At 66.5% G+C, this 14,034-nt stretch carries 10 protein-coding genes; 9 read left to right on the top strand and 1 reads right to left on the bottom strand.

The window, feature by feature from the left end; all coding sequences use genetic code 11:
* Genes AWC12_RS10295 through AWC12_RS10285 form a run of 3 tightly spaced genes read left to right on the top strand, consistent with a single transcriptional unit; the run spans nucleotide 1 to nucleotide 5,991 of the window.
* Entirely contained in the window at nucleotides 1-4,488 is a 4,488-nt protein-coding gene (locus AWC12_RS10295; RefSeq protein WP_085174065.1) for a non-ribosomal peptide synthetase, read from the top strand.
* Nucleotides 4,485-5,804, top strand: a complete 1,320-nt coding sequence (gene mbtG / locus AWC12_RS10290) for an NADPH-dependent L-lysine N(6)-monooxygenase MbtG (protein WP_085174064.1) — start codon at nucleotides 4,485-4,487, stop codon at nucleotides 5,802-5,804. Before AWC12_RS10295 ends, mbtG begins: the two co-directional genes overlap by 4 nt.
* Entirely contained in the window at nucleotides 5,782-5,991 is a 210-nt protein-coding gene (locus AWC12_RS10285) for an MbtH family protein (RefSeq protein WP_024445279.1), read from the top strand. Before mbtG ends, AWC12_RS10285 begins: the two co-directional genes overlap by 23 nt.
* Nucleotides 5,992-6,013: 22 nt before the next feature.
* Here AWC12_RS10285 and AWC12_RS10280 read toward each other — a convergent pair whose 3' ends face one another.
* The gene (locus AWC12_RS10280) at nucleotides 6,014-6,334 is read right to left on the bottom strand and encodes a type II toxin-antitoxin system VapB family antitoxin (RefSeq protein ID WP_024445280.1); all 321 of its coding nucleotides are present in this window, start codon (nucleotides 6,332-6,334) and stop codon (nucleotides 6,014-6,016) included.
* 138 nt (nucleotides 6,335-6,472) lie between these two features.
* On the opposite strand from AWC12_RS10280, the gene hrcA reads away from it, so the two are divergent.
* From hrcA to AWC12_RS10250, 6 genes are all read left to right on the top strand, one after another.
* A complete protein-coding gene (gene hrcA, locus AWC12_RS10275) occupies nucleotides 6,473-7,504 on the top strand; it encodes a heat-inducible transcriptional repressor HrcA (protein ID WP_024445281.1) in 1,032 nt (343 codons plus the stop codon).
* 51 nt (nucleotides 7,505-7,555) lie between these two features.
* Complete coding sequence (gene dnaJ / locus AWC12_RS10270) at nucleotides 7,556-8,704, top strand: molecular chaperone DnaJ (protein WP_024445282.1); 1,149 nt, start codon at nucleotides 7,556-7,558, stop codon at nucleotides 8,702-8,704.
* Between the two features lie 23 nt (nucleotides 8,705-8,727).
* Nucleotides 8,728-9,468, top strand: a complete 741-nt coding sequence (locus AWC12_RS10265) for a 16S rRNA (uracil(1498)-N(3))-methyltransferase (RefSeq protein ID WP_024445283.1) — start codon at nucleotides 8,728-8,730, stop codon at nucleotides 9,466-9,468.
* Between the two features lie 149 nt (nucleotides 9,469-9,617).
* The gene (locus AWC12_RS10260) at nucleotides 9,618-10,037 is read left to right on the top strand and encodes an MmpS family transport accessory protein (protein ID WP_085174062.1); all 420 of its coding nucleotides are present in this window, start codon (nucleotides 9,618-9,620) and stop codon (nucleotides 10,035-10,037) included.
* The gene (locus AWC12_RS10255; RefSeq protein ID WP_085174060.1) at nucleotides 10,034-12,895 is read left to right on the top strand and encodes an MMPL/RND family transporter; all 2,862 of its coding nucleotides are present in this window, start codon (nucleotides 10,034-10,036) and stop codon (nucleotides 12,893-12,895) included. The genes AWC12_RS10260 and AWC12_RS10255 overlap by 4 nt, the downstream gene beginning before the upstream one ends.
* 86 nt (nucleotides 12,896-12,981) lie before the next feature.
* Complete coding sequence (locus AWC12_RS10250) at nucleotides 12,982-14,025, top strand: PhoH family protein (RefSeq protein ID WP_024445285.1); 1,044 nt, start codon at nucleotides 12,982-12,984, stop codon at nucleotides 14,023-14,025.
* Nucleotides 14,026-14,034 lie beyond the last annotated feature (9 nt).

The following is a 14,034-nucleotide window of genomic DNA, read 5'->3' as shown; positions in this document are numbered from 1 at the left end:
GTGACCCGAGCGCAACCCAGAACCGACAAGGCGGCCATCGAGGACGTCCTCGCACTGAGCCCGCTGCAGCAGGGCCTGTTCTCGATGGCGACGCTGACCGATGACGGCGATTCGGTCGACCCGTACGTCATCGCCATGGCGGCCGACGCAGTCGGCGCGATCGATGTCGACCTGTTGCGTGAGTGCGCTGCGCTGCTGCTCGTACGGCACGCCAACCTGCGCGCCAGCTTCGTACAGGGCAACCTGAGCCGAGCCGTGCAAGTGGTGCCCGCGCACGTCGAGCTTCCGTGGCGTCATGTCACCGCCGGCTCCGACGATGAGCTTCGCGACATCGAGACAGCCGAGCGTACAACGCCTTTCGACCTCTCCCGGGGTCCCGTCATCCGATTCCTGCTCATCGAGGCGCCGCAGCGGTGGCGCTTTGTCGTCACCGCCCATCACATCCTGATCGACGGTTGGTCGCTGCCGTTGTTCATGGGCGAGCTGCTGACCCTGTACCGCGCCCACGGCGATACCGCAGCCTTGCCCGACCCGCCGCGGCCCTATCGCGACTACATCGGCTGGCTGGCCGGTGTCGACCACGAGGTGAGCCGCGAGAAGTGGCGCAACCACCTCGCCGGCGTGCAGGCCCCCACACTGCTGACCCCTGCCCTGACGGCGACAACGCCCACCGGCCGCCCGCAGCTGACCGAGGTGAAGCTCGACGCGAACGCCACCCGTGCACTGGCCGAGTCCGCCAAGATGCGCGGCGTCACTGTCAACACGCTGATCCAGATGGCATGGGCCAACGTGCTTTCGGTGCTCACCGATGGGCGGGACGTGACGTTCGGGGTAACCGTCTCGGGTCGGCCCGGTGAACTGGCCGGTGTGGAACGGATGGTGGGCCTGTTCATCAACACGGTGCCCCTGCGGGTGCGGCTCGACCCCGTCCTGACCGTCCGCGAGCAGTGCCTGAGTCTGCAGCGGGAGGCCGCGATCCTGCGCGACCACAGCTACCTCGGCCATTCGGAACTGCGCGCGCTCGCCGGCGTCGGCGAACTGTTCGACACCCTGCTGGTGTACGAGAACTTTCCGCCGGGCGGCCTCGTCGGCCAGACCGAATTCGAAGCCGGCGGTGCGATCTTCACGCCGTCGGCGCTGGAGAGCCTGTCGCACTTCCCGGTCACGATCGCCGCACACCTTGCCGGTGACGAGCTGACGGTCTTCGTCGAGGTGATCGACGGTGCGCTGGGGCAGCTGCGGCCCGACGAGCTGGGCAGGCGGGTGCTGCACGTCGCACAGCGTCTGATCAGTTGCTGGGACAGGCCGCTGCGCGATGTCGGCATCCTGCTGTCCGCAGAATCGGCGGCGCCGAGCGCGCGAGCGAGAATGTCGTTGGCCGCAAAAGGCATTCATACTCGGTTCACCGAGATCGCGGGCAGCCGGCTCGGTTCGATCGCACTGACCTGGAGTAGCGGCGACAGCTCCGGTTCCCTCACCTACCGCGAACTCGACGAGGCGGCCGACCGCGTGGCATCTGCGCTGCTGGGCGCCGGTGTGACGCCGGAAACCCCGGTTGCCGTGAAGCTCCGCCGCGGACCCGATTACATCGTCGCGATGTTCGGTGTCCTCAAAGCCGGCGGGGCGATCGTGCCGTTGGACCCGAACATGCCCGTCGAGCGGATCAGCGACATCCTGGACCAGTCGGGGGCACGTGTGCTGGTCGACGCCGCGTACCTGGCGTCGCTTCCCGCCGAGACGGCGTCGGACCATCGAGCCGTCGATGTCCTTCCCGAGCAGGCTGCCTACATCGTGTTCACCTCGGGCACAACGGGCAGGCCCAAGGGCGTGATCGGAACCCACGGTGCGGTGCTGGCCTATGCCGAAGACCATGCCGCCCACGTCCTACGTCCCGCCTCGGCGAGGATCGGGCGCCCACTGCGCGTCGGCCACGCCTGGTCCTTCACGTTCGACGCGGCCTGGCAACCGCTGGCCGCGCTGCTGGACGGCCACTGCGTGCACCTCGTCGGCGACGAATCGCAGCGCGACGCAGAGGCTTTGGTACAAGCGATCGGCCGCTTCGGGATCGATCTGCTCGATACCACGCCGTCGATGTTCGCCCAGTTGTACGACGTCGGGCTGCTGACGACCGTCCCGCTTGCCGTGCTGGCACTGGGCGGCGAGGCGGTCAGCGCGTCCACGTGGCGGCTGATCGGCGACGAATGCGCCCGCACCGGGATGTCGGCGTTCAACTGCTACGGGCCGACGGAGACCACCGTGGAGGCGGTGGTGGCGCCGATCGACGGCTATCCACGCCCGTCGATCGGCGAGCCGACGCAGACCACGCGCGCCTATGTCCTTGATGCCTGGCTGCGTCCCGTGCCCGACGGTGTGACGGGGGAGCTGTATCTGTCCGGCGACCAGCTCACGCGCGGCTACCTCAACCGTTCCGGTGAAACGGCGCAGCGTTTCGTCGCCGACCCCTTCGTGGCCGGGGAGCGGATGTACCGCACCGGCGATCTGGTTCGACGCAGCGCCGACGGCGGACTGCAGTTCTTGGGCCGCGCCGACGACCAGGTCAAGATCCGTGGGTTCCGCGTCGAACCGGGTGAGATCGCCGCGGTGCTGTGTGCGCATCCCGATGTCACCGATGCGCATGTGTCCGTCGAGCAACGGGATCGACTCGCCCGGCTGACGGCCTACGTCGCCGGCGGCGCTCACCCACCCGGAACGGCCGAACTGCGTTCCCTGATGGCGAAGCGGTTGCCGCACTACATGGTTCCGCAGCGGATCGTGGTCCTGACCGAACTGCCCTTGACCCCGCACGGCAAGATCGACGACGCCGCGCTGGCCACGCACGTCCCCGACGACTCGCCGTCGGTCGCTCCCGAGACTTCCACGGAAACAGCGTTGTTCGACCTCTTGGCCGAGGTGCTCGACGGCGAGCAGTTCGGAGTCACCACAGACTTCCTGGAGATGGGGCTCGACAGCATCGTGGCATTGACGATGGTGCAGGCCGCCCGCCGCCGAGGTCTTGAGATGCGCGCCCGTCTCATGCTGGAGTGCAACAACATTCGAGAGCTTGCTGCTGCCATTGATGCCGGTGATTGTTTCCCCGCGCCGGTTGCGGTGTCTGCCGAGCGCTTCGGAGAGGTGGCGCCCGCCCCGATCATGGCGTGGATGTACGAGTGTGGAAGCTTCCGCCGCTTCACCCAGAACGTGCTGATCTCGTTGCCCTCGGATATCACCGAACGGCGCCTGGAGCAGGTCCTGCAGGCGCTGCTGGACCGCCACGACATGCTGCGCTCGACACTCGACGGACACCGGCTGACCACCCGGCCACCCGGCGCCGTGCGGGTAGGCGACGTGCTCGTGACCGTCGACGCGTCCGCTGACGACGCCATACCGGCCGAAGTGGCTGCTGCACTGGACCGTATCGATCCCGGCGCAGGATCGATGGTGCAGGCGGTGTGGTTCCGGCAGGGCCCGCCGGTGCTGATGCTGTGCGTGCACCATCTCGCCACCGATGTGGTGTCGTGGTACATCATCCTCAGTGCCCTGGCCGAGATTGATCGCGAGATCGCGGCGGGACACACTCCCGATCCGATGGTCGAGTACACCACGTACCGGCAATGGACAGCCATGCTGCACGAACGTAGCCGATCCGGCGAGGTCGCCGCCCAGGTCGACTACTGGGCGCAGACGCTCGCCACTCCGGACCCGTTGCTGGGCAGTCGTTTTCCCGATCCGCAGCGCGACACGTGGGCGTCACTGGCGCTGACCGACGTTGTCACTGACCCGGACACCACCCTCGCGATCCTGGACCGCCTCGACGGTGCGGGTATCGAAATGCGCGACTTCCTGCTCACCGCTCTGTCATTGACGTTGGCGTCCTGGCGGATCGAACGTGGGCAGCCCGCCCACCACGGTGCGCTTGTCGCCCTCGAAGGCCACGGCCGCGAGGACACACTCTTCGACGACGTCGACACGTCGGCCACCGTCGGGTGGTTCACCTCGGTGTACCCCGTACGTCTGGGCGCCGGGGAGGGGGCGGCACACGTCGACGCGGTCGGGCGCGATCCTGCCGCAGGACGCGCGCTGATGCGCGCAGTCGCTGATCAGGTTGCGGCCGTGCCCAATCGGGGTCTCGACTACGGGTTGCTTCGCTACACGCGCTCTGACGTTCGGCTGGCCCAACTGCCGCACCCGCAGGTCGAGTTCAACTACGTAGGTCGCCACGATCTCAGCGGCGACGGAGCCGCCGCGGAGTGGTCACTGATCACCGACGGCGACCTCAACGCCCACATGCCCGCGGCGGCCGAGCCCGATCTGCCGCTGCGGTACACGTTCGACGTCATTTCCGTTGTCGCCGCCGGTGACGGCGCCTCTGACGGGCCGCACCTGCGAACCAGCTGGCGGTGGAGCCCCCTGCTGTCGACCGCGGACGAAGTCGACCGACTCACCGACCTCTGGCGTCAAGCCCTCATCGTCCTGGGAGAAGCGCTGTGACACCCGCTACCGCAGCAAGGACCACACCCACTCTCGCGGTCGTCGGCGCCGGACCCAAGGCGATCGCGGTGGCCGCCAAAGCCGCCGAGCTTCGCCAGATGGGTGTCACCGTGCCCGATGTGGTGGCTGTCGAACGCAGTACCGTCGGTGCCAACTGGCAGGCGGTCGGGGGCTGGACCGACGGTCAGCACCGGCTGGGCACCAGCCCGGAAAAGGACGTCGGATTCCCATATCGTTCCTCGCTGGTTCCGCGCCGCAACGCCGAACTGGACGAGCGGATGATGCGTCACAGCTGGCAGTCCTACCTGATCGCCAGCGCGCAGTTCGCCGAATGGATCGACCGCGGCCGCCCCTCCCCGACGCACTGGGGCTGGAGCCGGTATCTCCGCTGGGTCGCCGACAACGTCGGGATGACGGTCATCCACGGTGAGGTGCAGCGGATTTCCGTCGACAACCATCGTTGGGCGCTGACCACACCGCAGCAGACCATCCACGCTGACGGCGTCATGATCACCGGGCCGGGACAGGCGCAACGCTCGATCCTTCCGCACGATCCGCGGGTGCTGTCGATCGCCGAGTTCTGGGAGCGCGCAGCCAGGGCCGACCTGATCGTGGCCGAACGTGTCGCCGTCATCGGAGGCGGTGAGACCGCCGCGTCGATGCTCAACGAGCTGTTCCGTCACCGGGTTTCGACCATCACCGTCATCTCACCGTCGGTGACCCTGTTCACCAGGGGGGAGAGCTTCTTCGAGAACGCGTTGTTCTCCGATCCGACGGACTGGTCGAGCCTGACGGTGACCGAGCGCCGGGATGCGCTGGGGCGCACGGACCGGGGCGTGTTCTCGGCCCGCGTGCAAGATGCGCTGCTCGCCGATGACCGGATCCGCCACCTCCGGGGCCGCGTTGCGCACGCGGTCGCCCTAGATCAGCGAATCCGGTTGACGCTCAACTCCAATCGTGGTGGCGAGGCGCTGGAAACGGTGCACGGGTTCGACCTTGTCATCGACGGCTCCGGTGCCGACGCGACGTGGTTCGAGCCGCTGTTCAGCCAGGACGCCCGTGACCTGATCGAACTGGCGCTGCGTGCCCCGCTGACCGGCGACTCGCTTCAGGAGTCCATCGGCCACGACCTGTCCGTCGACGGTCTCACGCCGAAGTTGTTCCTGCCGGGCCTGTCGGGCCTCATGCAGGGACCCGGCTTCCCGAATCTGAGCTGTTTGGGCCTGCTGTCCGACCGGGTGCTGGGAGCCCGGTACCCGAGGGGCGAAGGCGACCGGTTGACAAGGAGAAGCGATGAGCACCAACCCGTTCGATGACGAGGACGGCATCTTCTACGTGCTGAGCAATGACGAACAGCAGTACAGCCTTTGGCCGGCTTTCGCCGATATCCCGGCGGGGTGGCAGGTGGTGTTCGGCGAGAGCACCCGCAGCGACTGCCTCGCTTATGTCGAGGAGAACTGGACCGATATGCGCCCGCGGAGCCTGCGCGAAGCCATGTCCTGACAGTCTGATCCGCGCATCGATCTCAGGCTCGGCCGACGAAGCCGGCAGGCTCATCCATGTCGAACACCCTGGCGTGCAGAACCGTCCTGTTGCGCAGCGCCGCGCGCACGGCACGGTGCAGGCCGTCTTCGAGGTAGACGTTCCCGCGCCACTTCACGGCATGGGGAAACAGGTCGCCGTAGAAGGTCGAGTCTTCGGAGAGCAACCGGTCGAGGGCCAGCACCGTGGTCGTCATCACCAATTCGTCGAGGCGGATCTGGCGGGGCGGGATCTGTGCCCACTGCCGATGCGACAGCCCGTGGTCAGGATAGGGTCGGCCGTCGCGAACCCCTTTGAAGATCATCGACTGCGCCTTCGCTGCCCGTTGCCCTCGCAAGAATTTGATTAGGTCCGTTAGATTAACCCGCGCGCGCCGGGCACGCTGCGTTCGTCACCGTAAAATGAACGCCACTGGGACCGGTCTACTTCAGGTAGGTGAACAATGGGCAGCGCGGACGAACGTCGATTCGAGGTACTTCGTGCCATCGTCGCCGACTTCGTCGCCACCAAGGAACCGATCGGCTCCAAGTCCTTGGTGGAGCGTCACAATCTCGGCGTTTCCAGCGCGACGGTGCGCAACGACATGGCAGTGCTGGAGGCCGAGGGTTACATCACGCAGCCGCACACCAGCTCCGGGCGAGTGCCCACCGAGAAGGGCTACCGCGAGTTCGTCGACCGCCTCGACGATGTGAAACCGATGTCGGGCGCCGAGCGCCGCGCCATCCTGTCGTTCCTGGAGTCCGGCGTCGACCTCGACGACGTGCTGCGCCGCGCCGTGCGGCTGCTCGCACAACTGACCCGGCAGGTGGCCGTCGTCCAGTACCCGACGCTGTCCACATCGGCGGTGCGGCGGCTCGAGGTGGTGGCGCTGACGCCGGCTCGGCTCCTGCTGGTGGTGATCACCGATTCGGGACGAGTGGACCAGCGCATCGTCGAACTCGGGGACGGCATCGACGAGGCTCAGCTGGGTCAGTTGCGCGACCTGCTCGGCCAGGCACTCGAAGGCAAGCCGTTGACGGCTGCCTCGATCGCGGTGTCGGACCTGGCGTCGCATCTCAACGGCCAGGGTGGACTGGCCGACGCGGTGGGCCGGTCAGCAACGGTGCTGGTCGAGACATTGGTCGAGCACACCGAGGAGCGGTTGCTGCTGGGCGGCACCGCGAACCTGACGCGGAACACCGCCGACTTCGGCGGGTCACTGCGGTCGGTGCTCGAAGCGCTGGAAGAGCAGGTCGTGGTGCTGCGCCTGCTGGCCAAACAGCAGGAGGCGGGCAAGGTGACCGTGCGGATCGGTCACGAAACCGAGGCCGAACAGATGGCGGGCACCTCGGTGGTCAGCACCGCGTACGGCAGTTCGGGCAAGGTGTTCGGAGGCATGGGCGTGTTGGGTCCCACACGGATGGACTATCCGGGAACTATCGCCAACGTCGCCGCGGTTGCTCTCTATATTGGCGAAGTCTTAGGTAACCGCTGATCTGGCGCCCCTAAGGGTTTGAACGGATCGGACGGGTGGGAAAGGTTGAGCGTGGCACGCGACTATTACGGGCTGCTCGGAGTGAGCAAGGGCGCCAGCGATGCGGAGATCAAACGCGCCTATCGCAAGCTGGCCCGTGAACTGCATCCTGACGTCAACCCCGACGAGGGTGCGCAGGCACGTTTCCAGGAGATCAGCGCCGCCTACGAGGTGCTCAGCGATCCGGAGAAGCGCCGCATCGTCGACCTCGGCGGCGATCCCCTGGAATCCGCGGGCGCGGGTGCCGGCGGGTTCTCCGGCTTCGGCGGGCTCGGCGATGTCTTCGAAGCGTTCTTCGGCGGGGGCACCTCTTCGCGCGGTCCGGTCGGCCGTGTCCGCCCCGGATCGGATTCGCTGCTGCGCATGCGGCTCGATCTAGAAGAGTGCGCGACCGGTGTGACCAAGCAAGTCACCGTCGACACCGCGGTGCTCTGCGACCTGTGCCACGGTAAGGGCACCCACGGTAATTCGACACCCGAGACCTGCGACACCTGTGGCGGGCGCGGCGAGGTTCAGACCGTGCAGCGGTCCCTGCTCGGTCAGGTGATGACGTCGCGGCCGTGCCCCGTCTGCGGCGGCGTCGGCGAGGTCATCCCGAACCCGTGTAACCGCTGCGCCGGCGACGGCCGGGTGCGGGCACGCCGCGAGATCAGCGTCAAGATTCCGGCAGGGGTGGGCGACGGCATGCGGGTGCGGCTGGCCGCACAGGGCGAGGTCGGACCCGGCGGCGGCCCCGCAGGCGACCTGTACGTGGAGGTTCACGAGAAGCCCCACCCGGTCTTTCTCCGCGAGGGCGACGATCTGCACTGCACGGTCTCAGTGCCGATGGTCGACGCCGCACTGGGCACGACCGTATCGGTGGACGCGATCCTCGACGGACCCATCGACATCACGATCGGCGCAGGCACGCAGCCAGGGTCGGTCACCACTCTGCGCGGGCACGGAATGCCACACCTGCGCTCCGGTGTGCGCGGCGACCTGCATGCCCACATCGACGTCGTCGTGCCGTCTCGCCTCGACCATGAGGACATCGAGCTGCTGCGCACCTTGAAAGAGCGCAGCCGCGACACCGCCGAGGTGCGCAGCGCCCAGGGCAGCGGCGCTGCCTCGCACGGCGGCGGCATCTTCTCGCGGCTGCGCGAGACGTTCACCGGGCGCTAGGCGCACGACCCCAAGTCCCACGCGTGCGCAGTCTCTTTTACGTCGACGCCGTTCCCGCGGCCGGTGAGATCGCCGTCGTCGACGGCGACGAGGGGCACCATGCGGCGACGGTGTGCCGCACCCGCTCCGGAGAGCATCTCGATCTCTCCGACGGCGCCGGCATAGTCGCGCACTGCATCGTCGAGGATGTCGCCAAGGGCCGGTTGACGGCCCGCGTCCAGGACCGCCGATCGGTCGATCCACCCGTTCCGGCCGTCACCGTCGTGCAGGCGCTGCCGAAGTCGGAACGCTCGGAGCTCGCCGTCGAACTGGCCACAGAGGCAGGCGCTGACGCGTTCGTCGCATGGCAGGCTGCGCGCTGTGTGGCCCGCTGGGACGGCGCCGCGAAAGTGGATAGGGGACTTCGCCGCTGGGCCGCGGTGGCCCGCTCGGCGGCCCGCCAGTCGCGGAGGCCGTACGTACCTGGCGTCGAGGGTGTCGTCTCCACGCGCGATCTTGTCGAGTCGACGCACTCTGCGGTCCCCGGTTCCGTGCTGGTGCTGCACGAATCGGCCTCCCAGCCGTTGGCGGAGGCGATTCCCGCGCAGGCCGACAGGCTGACACTGGTCGTCGGCCCCGAAGGTGGCATCTCCGATGACGAGCTAGCCGCCCTCACCGAGGCCGGCGCGGTAGCGGTGCGGCTCGGGCCGTCGGTGCTGCGCACGTCGACTGCGGCCACCGTGGCACTCGGCGCGCTCGGACCTCTCACGGCTCGGTGGCGCTGACTGGACGCAGGGCGCAGAACCCGTCTGCACACCCCCCGGGGGTAGCAGCCCGCCACCAATTTAGATAGGTTAGCCTTCCCTCTGTCCGCAGTAGTTCGCGGGCTAGTTAGTCGTGAAGCCAATCTGAAGGACTCCCGATTCTCACCCGTGTGACCCGTGCATGGATACCTCTGGTCCTGGTGCTCGTTCTGGTTGTCGGAGGCTTCGCAGTCTGGCGTATCCGCAACATCTTCGGCTCCCACCAGTTACCGACCTACGCCGGAAGCATGTCCGAGGACTCCAACAGAACCGATCCGAAGCGCGTGCGCTACGAGGTATACGGCAACCCGGGCGCCACCGCCGACATCAACTACATCGACGCCGAGGGCGACCCCAACCAGGTCGTCGGAGCGGCCCTGCCGTGGGCCATCGAGGTCGAGACCACCTCGCCGGCGATGGTGGGAAACGTTGTGGCACAGGGTGACGGCGACTTCATCGGGTGTCGGATCTCGGCGGACGGCGTGGTGAAGGACGAACGCACCGCCTCCAATTACACGGCCTACGTCTACTGCTTCACAAAGTCCGCATGAAACTGTCCGTCACGCCACGCGCATCCCTAAGGGAGCCCACCGTTGCTGCGCGGGTGATTCGTCGGCTGGCTGTGCCGATCATCCTGATGTGGGTTCTCCTGGTCGTGGCCCTCAACCTGCTGGTGCCCCAGCTCGAGGTCGTCGCCGCGCAGAACGCCGTGTCGATGAGCCCGAGCAACGCTCCGTCGATGCAGGCGATGGCTGACATGGGACGGCTGTTCGGCGAATCCGAATCCGACTCGATCGCGCTCATCGTGCTGGAAAGCGCCGAGCCCCTCGGCGACGACGCGCACGCCTACTACGACCAGCTGATCGACAAGCTCGAAGCCGACCCCAACCACATCCGCAACATCCAGGACACCTGGGGCGACCCTCTCACCCAGGCGGCGGCGCAGAGTTCCGACGGTCGGGCGGCCTACGTCACGCTTTATCTCGCCGGGAACATGGGCGAGACGGAATCCAACGAGTCCGTCGCCGCCGTCCGCGAGATCGTCGACGGTCTCCCGCCCCCACCGGGTGTGCAGGTTTACGTCACCGGACCCGCCGCGCTGACCGCCGACGTGAACATCGCCGGTGAGAGCAGCATGGCGCTGATCCTGATCGTCACGTTCGTGGTCATCATCGTGCTCCTGCTGTTCTTCTACCGGTCCATCACCACCGTGGTCCTGCTGCTGGTCATGGTCGGCGTCCAAATGTCGATCGCCCGCGGCGTCGTGGCCGCGCTGGCCCACTTCCAGGTGATCGGGCTGTCGACCTTCGCGACCAATCTGTTGGTGTCCCTGGCGGTCGCCGCCGGCACCGACTACGCGATCTTCCTGGTCGGCCGCTATCAGGAGGCGCGCGCCTCCGGGGCAACCCACGAAGAGGCCTATTACGAGATGTTCCATGGCACGGCGCACGTCGTGCTCGGCTCCGGTCTGACGATCGCCGGCGCCATGTTCTGCCTGTCGTTCACCCGGATGCCCTATTTCCAGAGCATGGGGGTTCCCTGCGCGGTCGGCATCATCGCCGGCGTGTTGGTCGCGCTGACCCTCGGTCCCGCGATCATCACCGTCGGTAGCCGTTTCGGACTACTGGAACCCAAGCGCGCCATGCGGATTCGGGCGTGGAGCCGAATCGGCACGATGGTCGTGCGCTGGCCCGGACCCATTCTGGTGGCATCCCTGGCCCTGGCCCTGATCGGGCTCGCCGCGCTCCCCGGATACCAGACAAGCTACGACGACACCCGCTACATTCCTGAATCCATTCCGGCGAATGCGGGTTTGACGGCAGCGACCGAACACTTCTCGCTGTCCCGGATGAGTCCCGAGGTCCTGCTCGTCGAAGCCGATCGCGATCTGCGCAACCCGTCGGATTTCCTGATCCTCGATCGACTCGCCAAGAGGGTGTTCGGCGTCGAAGGTGTCGCCCGGGTCCAGGCGCCGAGCAGGCCCGACGGCGCCCCCATCGCGAACACGTCGATCCCGTTCCTGATCAGCATGCAGGGCGTCGGTCAGCAACAGAACATGAAGCTGATGAAGGACCGTATCGCCGACATGCGGACCCAGGCCGATGACATCCAGAAAACCATCGACACGATGAAGACGATGTATGCGCTGATGTCGAAGTTCTCGACGATCACCACCGACATGATCGACGACATGACCGACATGCTCGACACGGTCCACCAGATCCGCGACATGGTCGCCAACTTCGACGACCAGTTCCGGCCGATCCGTAACTACTTCTACTGGGAACCGCACTGCTACAACATCCCGCTGTGCTGGTCCTTCCGGTCCCTGTTCGACTCGATGGACGGCATCAGCGTCATGACGGAGACGTTCGACAAGGCCGTGGCGAACATGGACGAGATGAAGACGCTGCTGCCGCAGATGCTCGCCACGTTCCCGCCGATGATCGAGACCATGGAGAGCATGCGTCAGATGATGCTGACGACGTATGCCACGATGGGCGGCTTCTACGACCAGATGGACGAGCTGACCCGCAACTCCACCGACATGGGCAAGGCGTTCGACGAAGCCAAAAACGACGACTCGTTCTATCTGCCGCCCGAAGTCTTCGACAATCCCGACTTCAAACGGGCGATGGAGAGCTTCTTCTCACCCGACGGCAAGACAGTGCGCATGCTCGTGGCACACCGGGGCAACCCGACCACCGACGACGCCCTGCAGCGGGTCGAACCCATCAAGATCGCGGCGATCGAGGCGCTGAAGGGCACGCCCCTGGAGAACGCGAAAATCCAGCTGGGCGGCACCGCGGCCACCTTCAAGGACATGTCCGACGGGTCGCGCTACGACCTGTTGATCGCTGTGATCTCGGCGCTGTGTCTGGTGCTGATGATCATGCTGGTGTTGACCCGCAGCCTGGTCGCCGCGCTGGTCATCGTCGGCACCGTGACGCTCTCGCTGGGTGCATCGTTCGGCATCTCGATCCTCATCTGGCAGCACATCGTCGGTATCGAACTGCACTGGATGGTTCTCGCGCTGTCGATCATCGCGCTGATCGCCGTCGGGTCGGACTACAACCTGCTGTTGGTGTCCCGGTTCAAAGAGGAGATTCCGGCAGGAATCAAGACGGGAATCATCCGTTCGATCGGCGGCACCGGCAGCGTGGTGACCGTCGCCGGCGTCGTGTTCGCGCTGACGATGGCATCGATGGTGGTCAGCGACCTGCGCGTGATGGCCCAGGTAGGCACGACGATCGGGCTGGGCCTGTTGTTCGACACGTTCGTCGTCCGGGCGTTCATGATGCCCGCGATCGCGACATTGCTCGGACGCTGGTTCTGGTGGCCCCTGGTGGTGCGATCGCGTCCGCTGCGGCAGCCGGCACCGGTCCCAGTGGAGACGGGCCCAAACTAGTTGGGCGGCGTGGGTCGGCAGGGTTAAACTGGGCTTTCGTAAAAGCACCCTCGGACGGAACCCAGAAAGCAGGCAGAAAACCACACGTGGCGCCCCGCGAAAATGCAGGCCAGGAAGCATCTGGTTCTCAGGTCCGCAGCAGCATTACGGTTCCGCCCGAATACGTCATGGGCCTCCTGGGATCCTCCGATGAGAATCTGCGCGCCCTCGAACGACTGCTGTCCGCCGACATTCACGCCCGCGGCAACGCGATCACCATCTCCGGCGAGCCCGCCGACGTGGCGCTGGCCGAGCGGGCAATCTCGGAATTGATCGAGGTTGTCGCCAGCGGGCAGACCCTCACATCGGACGCCGTGCGCCACAGCGTGGCGATGCTGACCGGAACCGTCGAAGAATCGCCGGCAGAGGTGCTCACACTCGACATCTTGTCGCGCCGCGGCAAGACGATCCGGCCCAAGACGCTCAACCAGAAGCGATATGTGGACGCCATCGACGCGCACACCATCGTGTTCGGGATCGGACCCGCCGGAACCGGAAAGACCTACCTGGCGATGGCCAAGGCCGTCAACGCCCTGCAGACCAAGCAGGTGAACCGGATCATCTTGACCCGCCCTGCGGTGGAAGCCGGTGAGCGTCTTGGCTTTCTACCCGGCACCCTGAGCGAGAAGATCGATCCGTACCTGCGGCCGCTCTACGACGCACTGCACGACATGATGGATCCCGAGCTGATCCCGAAGCTGATGAGCGCCAACGTGATCGAGGTCGCACCGCTGGCGTATATGCGTGGCCGTTCGCTCAACGACGCATTCATCATCCTCGACGAGGCGCAGAACACGACCGGCGAGCAGATGAAGATGTTCCTCACTCGACTGGGTTTCGGCTCGAAAATGGTTGTGACGGGCGATGTTACGCAGGTAGACCTGCCCGGTGGAGCCCCGTCGGGACTGAACACCGCGATGCGGGTGCTCGGCGACGTCGACGACATCCACTTCGCCGAACTCACCAGCGCCGACGTGGTGCGCCATCGCCTGGTCGGGGAAATCGTCGATGCCTACGCCAAGTACGAGGAGCCCACGCTGATGAACCGCGCACAGCGGCGCGCATCCGGCCAGGGTCGTCCGCGGCGCTAACAGGACCGA

The organism is Mycolicibacterium iranicum (assembly GCF_002101705.1).
In the GTDB taxonomy this organism is placed as follows: Bacteria; Actinomycetota; Actinomycetes; order Mycobacteriales; family Mycobacteriaceae; genus Mycobacterium; species Mycobacterium iranicum.
This window is presented reverse-complemented; position numbering and strand designations above follow the sequence as displayed.